This window comes from Pseudomonas sp. PAGU 2196, assembly GCF_022179005.1.
Taxonomy (GTDB): domain Bacteria; phylum Pseudomonadota; class Gammaproteobacteria; order Pseudomonadales; family Pseudomonadaceae; genus Aquipseudomonas; species Aquipseudomonas kermanshahensis.
This window is the reverse complement of sequence record NZ_BNTL01000032.1, coordinates 34,036-52,711: the sequence shown is the minus strand read 5'-3', so window position 1 is coordinate 52,711 and position 18,676 is coordinate 34,036. Positions and strand designations below refer to the sequence as shown.

Annotated in this window: 11 protein-coding genes; 7 read left to right on the top strand and 4 right to left on the bottom strand. The window is 64.1% G+C overall.

Annotated elements, in window-relative coordinates:
- Positions 1–149: 149 nt before the first annotated feature.
- From MFF34_RS24075 to MFF34_RS24055, 5 genes are all read left to right on the top strand, one after another.
- Complete coding sequence (locus MFF34_RS24075; protein ID WP_238216866.1) at positions 150–8,774, top strand: GH36-type glycosyl hydrolase domain-containing protein; 8,625 nt, start codon at positions 150–152, stop codon at positions 8,772–8,774.
- 75 nt (positions 8,775–8,849) lie between these two features.
- The gene (locus MFF34_RS24070) at positions 8,850–9,581 is read left to right on the top strand and encodes a Crp/Fnr family transcriptional regulator (RefSeq protein ID WP_238216864.1); all 732 of its coding nucleotides are present in this window, start codon (positions 8,850–8,852) and stop codon (positions 9,579–9,581) included.
- 401 nt (positions 9,582–9,982) lie between these two features.
- On the top strand, positions 9,983–10,504 hold the full coding sequence (locus MFF34_RS24065; protein ID WP_085273147.1) for a sigma-70 family RNA polymerase sigma factor: 522 nt from the start codon (positions 9,983–9,985) through the stop codon (positions 10,502–10,504).
- On the top strand, positions 10,501–11,475 hold the full coding sequence (locus MFF34_RS24060) for a FecR domain-containing protein (RefSeq protein WP_238216862.1): 975 nt from the start codon (positions 10,501–10,503) through the stop codon (positions 11,473–11,475). Before MFF34_RS24065 ends, MFF34_RS24060 begins: the two co-directional genes overlap by 4 nt.
- Before the next feature lie 172 nt (positions 11,476–11,647).
- Entirely contained in the window at positions 11,648–13,987 is a 2,340-nt protein-coding gene (locus MFF34_RS24055; protein WP_238216991.1) for a TonB-dependent receptor, read from the top strand.
- A gap of 213 nt (positions 13,988–14,200) precedes the next feature.
- On the opposite strand, the gene MFF34_RS24050 is transcribed toward MFF34_RS24055, so the two are convergent.
- Both MFF34_RS24050 and MFF34_RS24045 read right to left on the bottom strand, forming a co-directional pair.
- Positions 14,201–14,647 (bottom strand): GNAT family N-acetyltransferase, encoded by a 447-nt coding sequence (locus tag MFF34_RS24050; protein ID WP_238216861.1) that lies wholly within the window; start codon positions 14,645–14,647, stop codon positions 14,201–14,203.
- Positions 14,648–14,706: 59 nt separating this feature from the next.
- The gene (locus tag MFF34_RS24045; protein WP_238216859.1) at positions 14,707–15,570 is read right to left on the bottom strand and encodes a helix-turn-helix transcriptional regulator; all 864 of its coding nucleotides are present in this window, start codon (positions 15,568–15,570) and stop codon (positions 14,707–14,709) included.
- Between the two features lie 156 nt (positions 15,571–15,726).
- On the opposite strand from MFF34_RS24045, the gene MFF34_RS24040 reads away from it, so the two are divergent.
- Positions 15,727–16,278: a GNAT family N-acetyltransferase gene (locus tag MFF34_RS24040; RefSeq protein ID WP_238216857.1), complete on the top strand. Its 552-nt coding sequence runs from the start codon at positions 15,727–15,729 to the stop codon at positions 16,276–16,278.
- A 39-nt stretch (positions 16,279–16,317) separates the two neighbouring features.
- Here the strand turns inward: MFF34_RS24040 and MFF34_RS24035 are convergent, their stop codons facing one another.
- Together MFF34_RS24035 and MFF34_RS24030 are read right to left on the bottom strand one after the other, a co-directional pair.
- Positions 16,318–16,878, bottom strand: coding sequence for a nucleotidyltransferase family protein (locus MFF34_RS24035; RefSeq protein ID WP_238216855.1), 561 nt, complete (start codon positions 16,876–16,878; stop codon positions 16,318–16,320).
- A gap of 191 nt (positions 16,879–17,069) precedes the next feature.
- The gene (locus MFF34_RS24030) at positions 17,070–17,774 is read right to left on the bottom strand and encodes a LysR family transcriptional regulator (RefSeq protein ID WP_238216853.1); all 705 of its coding nucleotides are present in this window, start codon (positions 17,772–17,774) and stop codon (positions 17,070–17,072) included.
- Positions 17,775–17,884: 110 nt separating this feature from the next.
- Between MFF34_RS24030 and MFF34_RS24025 the strand changes: the two genes are divergently transcribed.
- Positions 17,885–18,670 carry an NAD(P)H-dependent oxidoreductase gene (locus MFF34_RS24025; RefSeq protein ID WP_238216851.1) on the top strand — a complete coding sequence of 262 codons (786 nt, stop codon included), beginning with the start codon at positions 17,885–17,887 and terminating at the stop codon, positions 18,668–18,670.
- The last annotated feature ends 6 nt before the right edge of the window (positions 18,671–18,676 follow it).

Below are 18,676 nucleotides of genomic sequence, written 5' to 3'. Positions count from 1 at the left end.
GCAAACTCCTATGGCGGAACAGGTTCAACGGGAGGCAGGAGCAGCATGTGCCCTCTACCCGGGCGGGTCTGTTCGCTACCGTACAGACCCAGCCTGCCTGCCCCACGCACACTGCTTATCTACCGGTCAGCTCACGGCACCCGACACCCATGGACAACCCTTGGCTTCGCGCACTCAGCTACGTGCAACGCCTGGCCAACCGTGCCCGGCGCTGGCGCGCGCCACGGCACGCGTTCACTTACGAAAGCCTGCTGCGCTCGGAGCTGTACAGCGCCAAGCAACTGGCCGAGCACGGCACCTGGCTCGCCAGCCAGCACCGCTTGAGCCAGTTGCCTGCCGACGATTCGCTGCTCGACCGCCTGGCCGATAACGAACGCATGCTCTACGCAAGCTGTACCGCCCTCGCCGCCGCCCTGCCCGACTCACGCCCGACGCTGCCTGCCGCGCAGTGGTTGCTCGACAACTTCTACCTGGTCGAAAGCCATATCCGCATCGCCAAACGCCACCTGCCCAGCGATTACAGCCTGCAACTGCCCCGGCTAGACAATGGCGCCTCAAGCGGCTTGCCGCGGGTCTATGACATTGCGCTGGAAACTATCTGCCACGGCGATGGCCGGGTCGACGTCGAGAGCCTGAGCCACTTCGTCGAGGCCTATCAGCAAACCGCCACGCTGACCCTGGGCGAGCTCTGGGCGATCCCGATCATGCTGAGGCTGGCGCTGATCGAGAACTTGCGCCGCGTGGCCGCACGGGTCATGGCCAACGGGGCGGATCGCGACCTAGCCAATGGCTGGGCCGACACCCTCAGCGAAACCGCCGAACGCGATGCCAAAAGCGTGGTGCTGGTGGTGGCCGACATGGCCCGCTCGGAGCCACCGATGACCGCCGCCTTCGTCGCCGAGCTGGCCAGGCGACTGCAGGGCCACAGTAGCGCGTTGACCCAGCCACTGGCCTGGATCGAGCAACTGCTGGGCGAGTCGGCAATGAGCATCGAGCGCCAGGTGCAGCTCGATGCGCAACAACAGGCTATCGACCAGGTCTCCATCAGCAACAGCATCGGCAGCCTGCGGCTGCTGTCGACCGTGGACTGGCGGCTTTTCGTCGAACACCTGAGCCATGTCGAGCAAGTACTCGGCCAAGACCCCGCCGCCGTATACGCAGCCATGGACTTCGCCAGCCGTGATCACTATCGGCACATCGTAGAACAGCTGGCGCGGCACAGCGCCTTCAGTGAAGAGCAGGTGGCACACACCGCCATCGAACTGGCGCGTGCCGCAAGCGCGACGTCGCACCCACAGGCAGCCCACGTCGGCTATTACCTGGCAGGCGCTGGCCTGGCGTTGCTGGAACAGCGCCTGGGGGCGCGGGTGGCGCTTGCCGAGCGCTGGCAGCGCCTGTTGCACCGGGCACCGTTGGCGTTCTACCTGGTGCCGTCGGCGCTGCTCTCGTGCCTGCTGGCCTGGGGCTTCGTCGCGGGCATGGCTGCCGAGGGCTGGCCTGCCTGGGCAGTGACGGCCATGGCCCTTCCCGTGCTGCTGACCACCAGCCGGCTTGCCATCGGCCTGGTCAACTGGCTGGTGACACTGACCGTGAAGCCTGCGTTTCTGCCACGGCTGGACTACGCCGCGGGGATTCCCGTCGAGGCCCGCACCCTGGTCGTGGTGCCGAGCCTGCTGGGCAACGCGGCCGACGTCGAAGAACTGGTCGAAGGCCTTGAGGTGCGTTACCTGGCCAACCGTGATGACCACCTGCATTTCGCGCTGTTGAGCGACTTCATGGACGCCCCCACACAAACCTGCGCCGAAGACACGGCCCTACTCGACCTCGCCAGTGACGGAATTGGTGCACTGAACAAAAAATACGGTGAGCGCTTCTTCCTGTTGCACCGGCCGCGGCTGTGGAACCCCACCGAGCGATGCTGGATGGGCCACGAGCGCAAGCGCGGCAAGCTCGCAGCGCTCAATGCCCTGCTGCGCGGACGCGGGGCCGAGTGCTTCATGCGCATCGTCGGCGACCTGCGCACGCTCGATCGGGTGCGCTACGTCATCACCCTGGACACCGACACCCAGTTGCCACGCGATGTGGCGCAGAAGTTTGTCGGTGCCATGCAGCACCCCTTGAACCGCGCCTGCTTCGATGCCGACAGCGGCCGCATCCAGTCAGGCTACGCGATCCTGCAACCACGGGTCGGCATCAGCCTGCCCAGCGTGTCGCGCTCCCCCTATGCCCGCCTGTTCGGCAGCGATGCCGGGGTCGACCCTTACACCCTGGCGGTGTCGGACGTGTACCAGGACCTGTTCCTCAGTGGCTCCTTCATTGGCAAGGGCATCTACGCCGTGGATGCCTTCGAGCGGGCCCTGGACGGGCGCTTTGCCGACAACCGTGTACTCAGCCACGACCTGATCGAAGGCTGCTACGCCCATGCCGGCCTGCTCAGTGACGTGCAGTTGTTCGAGGCGTATCCGGCGCGTTACAGCGCCGATGTAAAGCGCCGCCACCGCTGGATACGCGGCGATTGGCAACTGCTGCCGTGGCTGGTGCCGTGGCTGCGCACCGGCGTCGAAGGCCAGGCGCAGCGCCCACTGAGCGCGCTGTCGCGGTGGAAGATCTTCGACAACCTGCGCCGCAGCCTGGAGCCGGCCGCGTTGCTGACGGCATTGCTGTGGGGCTGGCTGGCCAGCGCCACGCCGCTGCTGTGGACCGTCGCGCTGCTGGGCCTGCTGCTGACCCGCCCACTGCTGGACACCCTGCTCGAACTGGTGCGCAAAACCACCGATGTGCCGCTGGCCGAGCACCTGCTTGCCGCCCTGCACACCTCGGGCATCTACTTCGTGCGGGCCGGGTTGTCGCTGGCCTGGTTGCCGTTCGAGACCCGCTACAGCCTGGATGCCATCGCCCGCACGCTGTGGCGGCTAACCGTGAGCAAACGCCGGCTGCTGCAGTGGAACCCCTCGCGGGAGGATGAACGCAACAGTGCCGATACCCTGCAGGCGGTGTATCGCGAGCAATGGGTACAGCCCGCCCTGGTGCTGCTGCTGACGGTCGCCTTGGCGCAGCACCCCAATGTCCTGCTGCTGGCGTCGCCCATGCTTGCGCTATGGCTGCTTGGCCCGGCCCTGGCCTGGTGGCTGAGCCGCACGCGCGGGCGCAGCGTTTTCGCACCGCAGGCCCAGGACCTGCGCTTTCTGCACCGGCTGGCCAGGCGCAATTGGGCCTTCTTCGACCGCCATGTAGGCCCTGCCGACAACTGGCTGCCGCCCGACAACCTGCAGGAGCCGCCCTTCCCCAACATCGCTCACCGCACGTCGCCGACCAACATCGGCATGGCCCTGCTGTCGCACTTGGCGGCCCATGATTTTGGTTACCTCACGGCCGGCCGCCTCTTCCAGCGCCTGACCCAGATGCTCGACAACCTGGACCACCTGGAGCGCTACAAGGGGCACTTCTACAACTGGTACGACACCCAAACCCGCGCGCCCTTGCACCCGCTGTATATTTCTGCGGTGGACAGCGGCAACCTGGCGGCCCTGCTGCTGACGCTCAAGCCTGGGCTGCTGGGGATGGCCGATACCCCCGTGCTCGACCGCCGGCTGGGCCAGGGCCTGCTGGACACGCTCGACATCCTGCACGAAACGTACGCCACCGCTGGCCGTGCTGCCGAACCACTGGAAGCGCTGGGCAAGCAGCTGCGGCAAGCCCATGAGCAACCGGCCCCGTTGCCTGCCTCGTTGATGCAACAGCTCGCCGAGCAAGTACAAGGGCTGATCCAGCAATACGGCCCGCCCGCTACCGAGGCCGATGATTGCCTGTTCTGGCTGGAGGCCCTGCATCAGCAATGCCTGGACCTGGCTGGCGAACTGCACGCCTTGCAACTGCCACCCGGCAATGCGCCGGCGCTGCAGGCAGCGTTGAGCTGGCGCCAGCTTGCGCAGCTAGAGCCGGACCACTGGCCCGCCGCCGAGCGCCTGGCCGTGGCCACCGTCCGCACGCAGGCCTGCCAGCGCATCGAGCAAGCGCACAGCCTGGCGCAGCGGATCGCCGCGATGGCCAGCATGGACTTCAGCTTCCTCTACGACACCCAGCGCGACCTGTTCGCCATCGGCTACAACGCCGATGAACATCGCCTGGACACCGCGTTCTACGACTTGCTGGCCTCGGAAATGCGCCTGACCAACTTCGTGGTCATCGCCCAGGGCCAAGTCCCCCAAGCCAGTTGGTTCGCCTTGGGCCGGCTACTCACCAGTAATGCCGGCGTGCCGGTGCTGCTGTCGTGGTCGGGGTCGATGTTCGAATACCTGATGCCGCTGCTGGTGATGCCGAGCTACGAAGGCACCTTGCTCGACCAGACCTGCCGCGCCGCGGTCGAACGGCAGATCGACCACGGCAACCTGCTGGGCATCCCCTGGGGCGTTTCTGAGTCGGCCTACAACGCCCTGGACGCTCACCTGAACTACCAATATCGGGCGTTTGGCGTACCCGGCCTGGGCCTCAAACGCGGCCTGGGCGAAGAACGCGTGGTCGCCCCCTACGCCAGTGCGCTGGCCCTGTTGGTAGCGCCGGGCGCCGCCTGCCGTAACTTGCAGCGCCTGAGCACCCTGGGGCTGGCTGGCCGCTTCGGGCTGTACGAAGCCATTGACTACAGCGAGGCGCGGCTGCCCCCGGGGCAGAGCGCCGTGGTGATCCGCTCGTTCATGGCTCACCACCAGGGCATGAGCCTGCTGGCCCTGACCTCCTTGTTGCTGGGCAAACCCATGCAACGGCGCTTCACCTCCGACCCGCAATGCCAGGCCAGCCTGCTGCTGTTACAGGAGCGCGTGCCGAAAACCGCCGCGCCGTACCTGCATACCCTGCAGGCACCGGCCGTGGACGCGGCAGGCCACACAGGCGAAACCCGGCTACGGGTGTTCAGCGAACCGAATCGGCGCCACCCCGCCGTGCAACTGCTTTCCAATGGCCGCTACCACGTCATGGTCAACCATGTCGGCAGTGGCTACAGCCAGCGCAATGGCTTGGCCGTGACCCGTTGGCGCGAAGACGCCACCCGCGATGACCTAGGCAGCTTCTGTTACCTGCGGGACGTCGCCAGCGGTGCATTCTGGTCAACCACTTACCAGCCCACGCGGCACCGCGGCAGTAATCAAGAAGCGATCTTCAGCGATGGCCGCGCCGAGTTCCGCATCCGTGAAAACGATTTCGACTGCCATACCGAAATAGCCGTGTCCCCCGAAGACGACATCGAACTGCGGCGCCTGCACCTGACCAACCACAGTGACCAGCCGCGTACCCTGGAGCTGACCAGCTACGCCGAAGTGGTGCTGGCACCGGCGCTCAGCGATGCCTTGCACCCGGCATTCAGCAAGCTGTTCGTGCAGACCGAACTGGTCCGCCCGCTGCAGGCCATCATCTGCACCCGGCGGCCGCGCTCGCAGCAGGATGCGGTGCCGTGGATGTGCCATGTGCTGGCCGTGCATGGCGCCGACATCGATGCGGTGTCTTACGAAACCGACCGCGCGCGTTTCATCGGCCGTGGCCGCACACTGGTGGCCCCGGCGGCACTGGACCGCCACACCGAGGCCTTGTCCGACAGTGCCGGGGCAGTGCTCGACCCCATCGTGGCGATTCGCTGCGGCATCAGCCTGGCGCCTGGCCAGAAGGCCACGGTCGACCTGGTCACCGGCGTGACCGACAGCCGCGACGCCTGCCTGCAGCAGATCGCCAGGTACCGCGATCGGCACTTGGCCGACCGGGTGTTCGACCTGGCCTGGCCCCATAGCCAGGTGCAGTTGCGTCAGCTCAACGGCTCGCTCAACGATGCCCGGCTGTTCGAGCAGATGGCCGCGTCGGTGCTCTACCCCAACGCGGCGCTGCGGGCCAGCGGCGCCCTGCTGGCCAGCAACCGGCGCAGCCAGTCGGGCCTGTGGGGCCAGGGGCTGTCGGGGGACCTGCCGATCGTGCTGGTGCAGATTGCTGACCCGGCCAACTTGCACTTGGTCAAGCAAATGGTGCTCGCCCATGCCTATTGGCGGCAGAAGGGCCTGGCGCTGGACTTGGTGATCTGGAACGAAGACCAGGCCGGTTACCGCCAGCAATTGCAGGAGCAGATCATGGGCATCGTCACCTCCGGCAGCGAGGCTGCGCTGCTCGATCGCCCCGGCGGGATCTTCGTGCGCCCGGCGCAGCAACTGTCGGCAGAGGACCGCACCCTTACCCTGTCGGTGGCGCGGCTGGTGCTCAGCGACAGCCACGGCACGCTGGCCGAGCAATTGCATCACCGCCACGCGCCGCCAGCCCCCGCCGTGTTCGAGGCGACCCTGGCCTACCCCCCGAGCAAACCCGATAGCCGCTCGCTGGCAGACGCACCGGCGCGGGTGCTGGGCAACCGCTACGGCGGTTACAGCGCCGATGGCCGTGAGTACCTCATCGCCCACGCTGATGGCCTGCCACCCCCGGCGCCGTGGGTCAATGTCCTGGCCAACCCACAATTTGGCAGCGTGTTGTCGGAGGCCGGCAGTGCCTATACCTGGTACGAGAACGCCCACGAATACCGCCTGACCCCTTGGCACAACGACCCGGTTTGCGACCCCAGCGGCGAAACCCTTTACCTGCGTGACGAAGACAGCGGGCAATGTTGGTCGCCCACCCCGATGCCTTGCCCAGGCCCTGGCCGTTATCGCACCCGGCATGGCTTTGGCTACAGCGTTTTCGAATACGCCGACGACGGCCTGGACAGCGAGCTGTGGGTGTATGTCGCGCTGGATGCGCCGATCAAGTTCAGCCGGCTCAAGTTGCATAACCGCTCGACGCAGGCGCGACGGTTGTCGGTGACCTGCTTTGTCGAGTGGGTGCTGGGCGACCTGCGCAGCAAGTCGGCCATGCACGTGGTGACTGAAATCGACCCGGCCAGCGGCGCCGTGTTTGCCCGTAACCGCTATGCCGAGGCGTTTGCCCGGCATGTGGGCTTTGTCGATTGCGACCTGCCCTTGTATGGCATTACCTGTGACCGCAGCGAGTTCCTCGGGCGCAATGGCGACTACCAGGCCCCGGCAGGCCTGCGCCAGGCGCGGCTGTCAGGGCGCACGGGCGCCGGGCTGGACCCGTGCACAGCCGTGCAGGTCAGCGTCCTGCTGCAAGCGGGCGAAAGCCGCGACGTGGTGTTCCGCCTGGGTGCCGGGCCAAACGCCGAGGCCGCCAGCCACTGCGTGCAGCAATACCGAGGGCTGCGCGCGGCCCTGGACGCACTGGCAAAGGTCCAGGCCTACTGGCGCGACACCTTGGGCAGCGTGCAGATCGAAACCCCCGAGCCGTCCCTGGATGTGCTGGCCAACGGCTGGTTGCTGTACCAGGTGATTGCCTGCCGCTTCTGGGCGCGCAGCGGCTTTTACCAGTCCGGCGGCGCCATCGGCTTTCGCGACCAGCTGCAAGACAGCATGGCCATGCTCCACGCCACCCCAGCCCTGGCCCGCCAGCACCTGCTGGCGTGCGCTGCGCACCAGTATGCCGAAGGCGATGTGCAGCACTGGTGGCACCCACCGCTGCAGCGCGGGGTGCGTACCCGCTGCTCCGACGACTTGCTGTGGCTGCCGCTGGCAACCAGCCGCTATGTGGCACTGACAGGCGACCACGCGGTGCTGGACGAGCCGGTCGGGTACCTGCAGGGGCGTGCGCTGAATGCCGGCGAAGAGTCCTATTACGACCTGCCCACCCAGGCGAACCTGGTCGAGAGCCTGTACCAGCATTGCCAGCGCGCCCTCGGGCATGCCCTGCAATATGGTGCCCACGGTCTGCCGTTGATGGGCAGCGGGGACTGGAACGACGGCATGAACCGCGTCGGTGAGCAAGGCCTGGGCGAAAGCGTGTGGCTGGGGTTCTTCGGCCACGAGGTATTGCGGGCGTTCGCCAGCGTCGCCCTGGGCCACGGCGACAGCGCCTTCGCCCTGCAGTGCAGCCGCCAGGCAGGCACCCTTGCCGAGCACCTGGAGCAACATGCCTGGGACGGTGGCTGGTACCGCCGCGCCTGGTTCGACGACGGCCAGGTGCTCGGTTCGGCCAGCAACCAGGAGTGCCGCATCGACTCGCTGGCGCAGAGCTGGGCAGTGCTGTCCGGGGTTGCCCCGCATGGACGGGCACGGGCCGCCATGGCCGCGCTGGACAAACACCTGGTGCGCCGCGACATCGGCATCGTCAAGCTGCTCGACCCACCCTTCGACCACGGCGACCTCGACCCCGGCTACATCAAAGGCTACCTGCCTGGCGTGCGCGAAAATGGCGGGCAGTACACCCACGCGGCCATCTGGGCGAGCATGGCCTATGCCAGCCTGGGCGATGCCGCCAAGGCTTGGGAACTGCTGCGCTTGATAAACCCGGTGCGCCAGGGCAGCAATGGGTTGATCGACACGTACAAGGTCGAGCCCTATGTGATGGCCGCCGATGTCTACGCCGTCGCCCCCCACGCAGGGCGCGGGGGCTGGAGCTGGTACACCGGCTCCGCTGGCTGGATGTACCGGCTGATTTTGGAGAGCCTGCTAGGCCTGCAACGCTGCGGGGACACCCTGCGGATTCAGCCGCTGCTGCCAGCGGACTGGCCCGGTTACACCCTGCACTACCGATTCGGCAGCACCCCGTATCGCATTGAAGTACGCAACGGCGCTAATGCCGAACTGACCCTGACCCTCGACGGCCAGCGGCTGGCCCAAGCGGTACTGCCGCTCGAGGATGATGGCGTACTGCACCAGGTGATCGCCGAGTACCAGCCGTCCCCTTTGCCCATCAACTGAGGGCGACGGGTATGCAGCACGTGCCAGTGGGGGCTAACCTTGTTGCGACAACCGCTGCCCCCGACGGTCCCGCGCATGCAACCCACCTCCAACCCCCGGCAAAATCACCTGTTGGCCGCGCTGACCGCGGACACGTTCGCCCGGTTGGAGCCGCACCTGGAACGGGTCAGCCTGCCCCTTGGCAAAGCGCTCTACGAGTCCGGCGACACCCTGCGCCATGTCTACTTCCCCACCGATGCGATCGTCTCGTTGTTGTACGTAATGGAGAACGGCGCCTCGGCGGAAATCTCGGTGGTAGGCAATGAAGGGCTGGTTGGCATCGCCGTGTTCATGGGCGGCGAAAGCACCCCCAGCCGTGCGATCGTGCAAAGCGCCGGACATGCCTATCGCCTGCCGGGGCAGCGTTTGAAGGACGAGTTCAACCGCCATGGCGAGCTGATGATGTTGATGCTGCGCTACACCCAGGCATTGATCACCCAGATGGCGCAAACGGCGGTGTGCAATCGGCACCATTCCATCGACCAGCAACTGTGCCGCTGGCTGCTGCTGTCGCTGGACCGCCTGCCGGGCGACCGGCTGTGCATGACCCAGGAACTGATCGCCAACATGCTGGGCGTACGCCGCGAAGGGGTGACCGACGCCGCTGGCAAACTGCAGCGGCTGGGCGTGATCGAATACAACCGGGGGCATATCAGGGTGCTCGACAGGGCACACCTGGAGCAGCTCAGTTGCGAGTGTTACGCGGTGGTCAGGAAAGAGACCGAACGCCTGCTTCCCTACCTGCCGCCTGTACGTCCTGCCGTTTAGCCAAGCGTTATGGCCTGATTTTCTGCTTCGGCTGATAGCTGTACCGCTCTGCCGCAGAGGCTCTGGACGGGTCGGGATGGCCGGAACCTCTTTGGCTTTCCGTCGGCGTCTGCACCTCGGTATCGTCTTCATCTTTCCCGGTTGGCCAGTCTTCGCCGTGCCCTGGTTCGACAGCGGGGGCATCAGCCTCTGTGAAGCGCTTGCCAGTGGTCATACACACCTCTCAATGCTCAGATGATCTGAGCTACAGCCAGTGTGCGCCTTCCCGGTGGGCAGCAGTTTTATATCGGACCAGAGACCGCCAAGGCAATTGCCGCGCGCGCGTATTGCAGGGCTGCCCAAGCCGTATATATGATAAGCATTATCGTTTGCAACAATGACCCCTGCGGCGGCCGCACTCCATGCTCCCTTCCCCTGATCCCCTTCTGTGCGATGTGGCCCTGCTCTATCGCCAGCAACACAGCTGGCTGACGCGCTGGCTAAGGCTGCGGCTGAACTGCTCGCATAGCGCAGCGGACCTGGCGCAAGACACCTTCCTGCGCCTGTTGAACAAACAGAACGTGCCACAGTTGCATGCACCCCGCACCTTCCTGGCGAAGGTGGCGCAGAGCGTCTTGTGCAACCATTTTCGCCGGCAAAAACTCGAACGCGCCTACCTCGAGGCGCTGGCGACCCTGCCCGAACAGGTCGCGCCCAGCCTGGAAACCCAGGCAATCCTGCTGGAAACCCTGATCGCCCTCGACGCCGCCCTCGACGGCCTCGAGCGCCCGGTGCGCGAAGCGTTCCTGCTGTCGCAGGTGGATGGCCTGGGGCACGCGGACATTGCCGAGCGGCTGGCCGTGTCGATTACCACGGTGAAGCGCTACATCGTCAAGGCCGGCGCCCTGTGCATCATGCTCGATCACAGCCTGGACCTGCCATGAACGGCCAGGGCTCTGCATCGATCCCGGGCGAGGTGGCCGAGCAGGCCATGCAGTGGCACCTCGAACTGCAAGAGCCAGCCGTCAGCGCTGCCACGCTGGCCGCCTGCATGAGCTGGCGCCAGGCGCACCCGCTGCACGAGCACGCCTGGCAACGGACCCTGGTGTTCGCCCAACGCATGCAGGAAATGCGCAGCCCAAGCCAACGCCCCTTGGCCCACGCGGCGCTGCGCCAGCAGCCGTCGCGGCGCACGGTGCTCAAGCAACTATCGCTGCTGATGGCCGCAGGTGCCGGCGCCTGGTACCTGAAAGACGCCGCGCTGGTACAAGACTGGCGCGCGGACTACCACAGCCGCATCGGCGAGCAACGGCGCTTGACGCTGGCCGATGGCACCCAGGTACAGCTGAACACCGACAGCGCCCTTGATGTGGCGTTCGACCATCAGGCACGCCGCTTGCGGTTGCTGCGCGGCGAGGTGCTGATTAGCCGGTCGCCACGCGCCGATAGCCGGCCACTGTGGGTGGACACCGTGCATGGCCGCCTCGCATCGACACTGGCGCAGTTCAATGTGAGGCTGCACGCCGAGCTCACCCAGGTCAGCGTGTATCAGGGCAGCTTGTCGGTGCAACCCGCCTTGCAGCCCCATCCACCCCTTCTGCTGAGTGCCGGGGATCAGGCCAGCTTCAGCCGCCAGGGCGTGCTCGACCGTCAGTCCGTGCCCCCCGGTGCCCCCGCCTGGAGCCAAGGCATGCTGGTTGCCCAAGGCCAACGCTTGGCGGCCTTTCTCGACGACGTCAGCCGCTATCGCCGTGGGCACCTGGCCTGCGACCCCGCCTTGGCGGACCTTCGTGTGTCAGGCACATTCCCGCTGGATAACACCGAAAAAATCATCACCGCAGTGGCGGACACCTTGCAGCTCGACGTGCAGCATTTCACCCGCTACTGGGTGACGTTGAAGCCGCGCATGGCCTGACGAAAAAAAAGTTGCACAGAGGTGGTCCGATTTCGCGTCTCACGAGACTTAACCCTCAGCACTTCAAATCAATGGGGGAACACTCGTGAATCGCACCGCACGCAAACGCCAGGGCTGGCAGTTATCGGTTACGCAAAAACTTGCCGGCGCAGTGGTCCAGGGCATCGCTTGCATGAGTGCAAGCGCCCCGCTGCTGCTGACGCCCGGCTGGGCCACCGCTGCCGAGCAGGCGCAGGCCGATTTCGATATCGCTGCCGGCCCACTGGCGCCCGCATTGGCCCGCTTTGGCCAGACCGCGCACATTCTGCTGTCTTACCCCACGGCATTGACCGAGGGCCGCAGCACCAGCGGCTTGCAGGGCCGTTTCGATATCGACCAGGGCCTGGCGATGCTGCTCGCTGGCACTGGGCTTGAAGCCAGCCGCGGCGTCAACGGCAATTATTCGCTGCAAGCCACTACCACCGGGGCCCTGGAGCTGAGCGCGGTGTCCATCTCTGGCAAGGCGCCGGGTTCGACCACCGAAGGCAGCGGGCTCTACACCACCTATTCGTCGAGCAGTTCCACGCGCCTCAACCTTACCCCTCGCGAGACCCCGCAATCGCTGACCGTGATGACCCGCCAGCGCCTGGATGACCAGCGCCTGACCAACCTCACCGACGCACTGGAAGCCGCGCCAGGCATCACCGTGGTTCGCGATGGCCTGGGCTCGGAGAGCGATTCGTATTGGTCGCGCGGGTTTGCCATCCAGAACTACGAGGTCGACGGTGTGCCGACCAGTACCCGCCTGGACAACTACTCGCAGAGCATGGCGATGTACGACCGCATCGAAATCGTGCGCGGCGCCACCGGCCTGATCAGCGGCATGGGCAACCCCTCGGCGACGATCAACCTGATCCGCAAGCGCCCCACCGCCGACGCCCAGGCCAGCATCACCGGCGAAGCGGGTAACTGGGACCGCTATGGCACCGGTTTTGATGTGTCCGGGCCGCTGACCGAAACCGGCAACGTGCGGGGGCGCTTCGTCGCCGACTACAAAACCGAAAAAGCCTGGATTGACTGCTACAACCAGCAATCGCAGCTGATGTATGGCATCACCGAATTCGACCTCAGCGAAGACACCCTGCTGACCGTGGGCTTCAGCTACCTGCGCAGCGACATCGATTCACCGCTGCGCTCCGGCTTGCCGACGCGCTTCACGACCGGTGATCGCACCAACCTCAAGCGCTCGCTCAATGCCGCGCCAAGTTGGTCGTACAACGATCACGAGCAAACCAGCTTCTTCACTTCCATCGAGCAGCAACTGGGCAACGGCTGGAGCGGCAAGGTCGAACTCACCCATGCCGAGAACAAATTCGACGAGCTGTTCAACTTTGCCATGGGTGAGCTGAGCCCGGAGGGCAGCGGCCTGACCCAGTTGCCCGTGCGTTTTTCCGGCACCCCACGCCAAGACAACCTCGACCTGTACGTCACCGGCCCGTTCAGCCTGTTCGGGCGTGACCATGAGTTGATTACCGGCATGACCCTGTCCCAATACCGGGAAAACACCCCAAGCTGGGGCGGCTGGCGCTATGACTACGCCGGCTCGCCAGCGGGTGTGATCGACAACCTGTTCACTTGGGACGGCAAGTCTGCCAAGCCGGACTTCGTCGAAAGCGGCAAGTCATCGATCGACGAAGACCAGTACGCGGCGTACCTGACCTCGCGCTTCAGCGTGACCGACGACCTCAGCCTGATTCTTGGCAGCCGCCTGATCAACTGGAAGCGCGACACCTCGGACAGGCCGTATGGCGGCGACGAAACCGAAGTGAACCGTGAGGAAAACGGCGTATTCATCCCTTATGCCGGCGTGGTCTACGACCTCGACGACACCTGGTCGCTGTACGCCAGCTACACCAAGATCTTCAACCCGCAGGGCTCGTGGGTCACCGACGAGAGCAACAAGCCGCTCGACCCGATGGAAGGTGTCGGCTACGAGCTCGGCATCAAGGGCACCCACCTCGATGGCAAGCTCAACTCAAGCCTCGCGGTGTTCAAGCTGGAGCAGGACAACCTGGCCATCTGGCAACACGACAACGTCTACAGCGCCGAACAGGACACCACCTCCAAGGGCATCGAACTGGAGCTGAACGGCGAGCTGGCCGAAGGCTGGCAAGCATCGGCCGGTTATGCCTATTCGGTGACCACTGACGCCGACGACCAGCGCATCAACACCAACCTGCCGCGCAACAGCTTCAAGACCTTCACCAGCTACCGGCTACATGGGCCACTGGACAAGATCACGGTCGGCGGTGGGGTGAACTGGCAGAGCAAAGTCGGCGCCGACCTGCACACCTTCAGCCAGGGCAGCTACGCGGTCACCAACTTGATGGCTCGTTATGACATCAACCAGCACTTGAGTGCATCGGTGAACCTGAACAACGTGTTCGACCGTGAGTACTACAGCCAATCCGGCCTTTACGGCGTATATGGCGCACCACGCAATGTGATGACGAGTTTCAAGTACAGCTTCTGATTCGGGCCACAGACGCGTCAAATCCCCGCTCAACCCCAATCCCGGTAGGAGCAGCCTTGTGCTGCGAAGAGGCCCGTGACAACACAATCAATCTTGGTTGTTGTCACGGGCCTCTTCGCAGCACAAGGCTGCTCCTACAGGGGGATGCGTCCCCGGCAAGTGCGCCTATGTGTGCAAGGAGAATTGGGCGTTGGGTAACGGCATCGCTAAAAATCAGGGCAACCGCTTCTCCATCGGCTGATAGACCAGCCCTGCAAACTCGCCCACGTCGCCTGTCAGAACGAACCCATAGCGTTCGTAGGCGGCCACCGATGACAACGAGGCCCTGACCGTCACCACCGCCTCCCTCGCCTGCGCCAGTGCCGCGTTCATCAGGCGCGTACCGATGCCCCGACGTTGCCAGTCCGGTGCGACGAACAGCATGGCCACGTGGCGGCCTTCCTTGAATTCGATCAACCCGGTGAGGGCGCCGTCCGCGACGCACACCAGCATCAGGTTATCGCCCTCCATACGCTCGGCAAACGCCTGTGCCGCCGCCACCTTGGCGAAGGTGTCCACACCCTGCGTCGACAGTGAAGGTGCAACGGCCTGCATGAATGCGTCCAGGCACAGGGTGCTGGCAGAGGGCAGGTCGTCGTGGATCAGTTGGCGTATGTGCATGGTCGTCATCCGTGGCGAGTCAAAGCAGGATAATGCCCCGCCGCAAGCAACCCTAGCAATCAAGGGCCTGGCCGCGATCCGTTCGGCTCATGCGAGTGGCTGCGATAGTAGGACAACGAAACCCCCGTCTGGCGTTTGAAATACCGGCACAAATACGACGCGTCGGCGAAGTTGAGCGTGTCCGCGATTTGCCCAATCGCCAGGGTACTGTATGAAAGCAGTGCCTTGATTTCCAAGGTCACTTGGCGGTCAATCAGGCCTTTGGGGGTGTCATTGAAAAAAGTCTTGCTGAGCTGCGACAGATAAAACGGCGTGATCGTCAGCGCATCGGCATAAAACTTCACCTCTCGGTGGCGCATGCAGTGCTTGCCTATCAACTCCCAGAAACGCCAACTGAGTGTTTCCTGGCGGCTGAATTGCCGGCCCGCCTGGTACTGCGCCGGGAGTTGCTCGGCGATCTTCAGAAACAAGTTTTGCAGGTGATTTCTAAGCATGATGTGCTGGTACGTGGGGCAGCGCTGCGCAATGTCCCGCATGTGCGCCAACCAGCCCGCCAGCAGCGGCCTGTCAGCATTGGCCGGCACGCAGTGAGGGTGGTCATGCAAGAAAACGAACAAGGGGTTTGGCAGTTGGTAAGCCACCTCCGCAGCAAAGCCTTTGGGCATCAGGCAAAAAAATACCCTGAAACTGCGTGAGCGACGTTTGAGCAACGCGATCGTGTCCTCGGCCAACACCATCACATCACCACGCCTGACCGCCTGGTGCTTGAAGTTGAATGCGAAGGCGGCACTGCCGGACAAGCACACCAGCAGCGTTATGTAGGCATGGCCGAAAGACAGCGGCACGCCTACCCCTTCGGCAAGGGTGGTGTCCCCCAACCGCGGCGGATCGCCAGGTGTAACCAGTTTCGGAATATGCTGCATGGTGGATCAACGCTGCCCGCTTAAACTGCGCAAAGCTTATCACCGCTCGCTGATGGAGTTTCGAAAAGTACCGAAACTACCGAGGTACTGACGTATCCCCATCAAGCGCCGCGCACTACCCTGTGAAGCCCGAGCAACCCAGGATGAGTACAGGACATGCGACTTGAAACACAACGGCTACGGCTGCGCGCCTGGCAAGAAACAGATGCCGCTGACTTATACGAATACGCCAAGGACGACCGCGTTGGCCCTGTCGCGGGGTGGCCACCGCACACCAGCGTTGCACACAGTGCCGAGGTCATCCGCACCGTGTTCAATCACCCCGAGGTGTATGCCGTCGAACTGAAGGAGAACGGCCGTGCAGTGGGGTGTGTAGGCATTCTGATAGGCGGCAACAGCCACTTCGAGATCAGCGAGCAGGAAGGCGAAATCGCCTACTGGATCGGCGTGCCGTACTGGGGCAAAGGCCTGATTCCCGAAGCCGTGCGTGAAGTGATGCGGCACGGGTTTGAAACCCTGAAACTCAAGGCGCTCTGGTGTGGCTATTTCGCTGACAACACCCAGTCTTTTGTTGCCCAATCGAAGTGTGGGTTCCGCCATCACCACACCGAAGAAAACAAGTACAACCCGTTCCTCCAGGATTATCGAACCGAACACATCAGCTGCATCACTTACGCGCAGTGGCTCACCCCGGCTGACCATTCGTGACGGGCGCACTGACAGCCAGGTGTGATGTGCGGTGATCGCTCAGCCAACCACTTTCAACCACGGCCAGCGCTCCCGGTAGCTGGCCGCTTTTTGCTCGAACAACGCAGATTGCAGGTTCAATGGGTTGGGCCTTAGCAGGTCGTGCTGAAGATCATCCAGCCCATGGGTGCTGTACAGCGCGCCGGTGTAAACATCTATGCCCAGGCAGGTCGAGCTGATCAGGTAACGGTCGATGCCATCGGTTACCCGTTGCAATGCCGGGTAGGTGGCGCCGAACTTCGACGCGTACCACAGGTGAACACGGGCCTGATTGCGCACCTCGACATTGACGCCAAGGTGCGCGCAGGCCTGCTGAACCCGTGCGATCACCCGGTCTTCAGCCTCCCACGACAGGTCTTCATCGAAGTAGGCAATGTCGTAATCCTTGATGCCCCACGCTGCCGGTTGCCCTGAGCGATGGTTCCAGAAGGCCTGGAACAGGCACCCCGCTGTCAGCATGCAGTGCGGTATATCCAGCGTGGGCAACAGCGACAGCAAAGCCCGGTTGATGGGATTTTCCTGGGCAATGGCCAGTACCTGCGCGTGGGTCAGTGGCTGCATCGTTACCTCCCTGGTGATTACGGGGCTGACGCTGCACCTAGCATCCAGTCATGTAGCTGCTGCCCCGCCACGCTGAGCGTACTGTGCTTGCCGTGAACGAGGTAGTAGTTTTTGCCCGTTTTGAGTACCTGCGGGAACACCTGAACCAAGCGCTTTTGCTCCACGTCGTCCTCAACCAGCCAGGGGCTGGTCTACACCAACCCTTGGCCGCGCCTGGCGGCGTCGATGGCCAGCGCCGACTGGTCAAAATGCAGGCCGCTGGCAACGCCAACAAATGACAAGCCGGCGTTGCCCAGCCAGCGCGACCAGTTTGCGTGGGACGTGGTGTAGAGCAAGGTCGCCTTGTGCAGGTCTGCCACCGCCAGCAACTGCAAACGCTCGCGGTACTGCGGGCTGCAATAGACCCTCGCCTCATCCTGCAGTAACAGACAGGCCTGCAGGCTGTCGTCCTTGCCATCGAAATGGCGCACCGCCAGGTCGTAGCTGCTGGTCAGGAAGTCCACGGTTTCAGCGTCGGCATTGAGGTGCAACTGCAGGCCGGGGTGCAGCTGGGTGAAGTCGACCATGCGCCGGGCGAACCAGGTGCTGGCAAACGCCGGTGGCAGGCTCAGCGACACCTGCAGTGCGCCCTTGCGCTGCACGGCGGCATTGGCGGCGTCGATCTGCTCGAGTGCTGGCCTGACCTGCGCCCAGTAGCGCAACGCCTCGTCTGTCGGGTGCAGCTTGCGCACGCTGCGAACAAACAGAGCCACCCCCAGCCACGCCTCGAGTTTTCGCAGTTGCTGCGCCACTGCGCCGGGGGTCACGAACAAACGCTCAGCGGCAAGCGTAGCGCTGCCCGTGCGCATTACAGCATCGAAACAGGCAATGGCCTTGAGTGGCGTGTCGGCTCGCATGATGCAGTTTTTCTCTTCCATGGCGTCAGGACAGATGATTTGTAACGCGTTGCCCCCGCCAAGACAATTGCCCGCATCAAGGCAATGACTTTTCCAGAGAGAGCCGCCCCATGAAAGTCCTGATCGTTCATGCTCACCCCGAGGCACGTTCATTCAACGGCGCACTGACGGCCACGGCCGTGCGTCGCCTGGCCGCGCAGGGGCACCAGGTGCGGGTCAGTGACCTCTATGCCATGGGCTGGAATGCCGTGCTGGCGACGGACGAGTTTGCAGGCTTCGCCCAAGGCGACTATTTCAACCCTGCTCACGCTCAGGAGCAGGCGTACAGCACGGGAACGGTGAGTGCGGACGTGGCCCGCGAGCAACATAAGGTTGCAGAAGCGGACCTGGTGATCTTCCAGTTCCCCGTCTGGTGGTTTTCGCTGCCGGCCATCCTCAAAGGCTGGGTAGACCGCGTGCTAAGCCGTGGTTTTGCCTATGCTGCCGGGCGCAAATACGACACCGGCCTGCTCAAAGGCAAACGCGCCATGCTGAGCCTGACCACGGGCACGGCCAGCACGTTGTACACCGCCAATGGCATCGACGGCGACCTGCATCACATTCTTTGGCCGATCCATAATGGCATTCTGGCTTACACCGGTTTTACAGTATTGCCGCCCTTCGCGGCGTGGATGCCAGCCCAAGTCACGGACGAACAACGCGAACACTACCTGGAACGTTACGCCCAGCACCTTGCGCAGTTGGATGAGCTTGAGCCGCTGTTCTTCCACCCGCGACACGACTATGACCAACATCAACAGCTGAAACCGGGCGTGGTAGCGCGCTCCGGTGTGCAGTGGAACCCGCGCGCTGGCCAGTCTTTCGAGGCTTCGGCGGCCGCGTTCAAGCAGCACTGAACATTA

Coding starts and splice junctions, on each gene's coding strand:
- MFF34_RS24030 (WP_238216853.1), bottom strand. CDS start 17,774: ATGCGAGCCGACACGCCACTCAAGGCCATTGCCTGTTTCGATGCTGTA.
- MFF34_RS24025 (WP_238216851.1), top strand. CDS start 17,885: ATGAAAGTCCTGATCGTTCATGCTCACCCCGAGGCACGTTCATTCAAC.
- MFF34_RS24050 (WP_238216861.1), bottom strand. CDS start 14,647: ATGCACATACGCCAACTGATCCACGACGACCTGCCCTCTGCCAGCACC.
- MFF34_RS24070 (WP_238216864.1), top strand. CDS start 8,850: ATGCAACCCACCTCCAACCCCCGGCAAAATCACCTGTTGGCCGCGCTG.
- MFF34_RS24065 (WP_085273147.1), top strand. CDS start 9,983: ATGCTCCCTTCCCCTGATCCCCTTCTGTGCGATGTGGCCCTGCTCTAT.
- MFF34_RS24055 (WP_238216991.1), top strand. CDS start 11,648: ATGAGTGCAAGCGCCCCGCTGCTGCTGACGCCCGGCTGGGCCACCGCT.
- MFF34_RS24060 (WP_238216862.1), top strand. CDS start 10,501: ATGAACGGCCAGGGCTCTGCATCGATCCCGGGCGAGGTGGCCGAGCAG.
- MFF34_RS24045 (WP_238216859.1), bottom strand. CDS start 15,570: ATGCAGCATATTCCGAAACTGGTTACACCTGGCGATCCGCCGCGGTTG.
- MFF34_RS24040 (WP_238216857.1), top strand. CDS start 15,727: ATGCGACTTGAAACACAACGGCTACGGCTGCGCGCCTGGCAAGAAACA.
- MFF34_RS24035 (WP_238216855.1), bottom strand. CDS start 16,878: ATGCAGCCACTGACCCACGCGCAGGTACTGGCCATTGCCCAGGAAAAT.
- MFF34_RS24075 (WP_238216866.1), top strand. CDS start 150: ATGGACAACCCTTGGCTTCGCGCACTCAGCTACGTGCAACGCCTGGCC.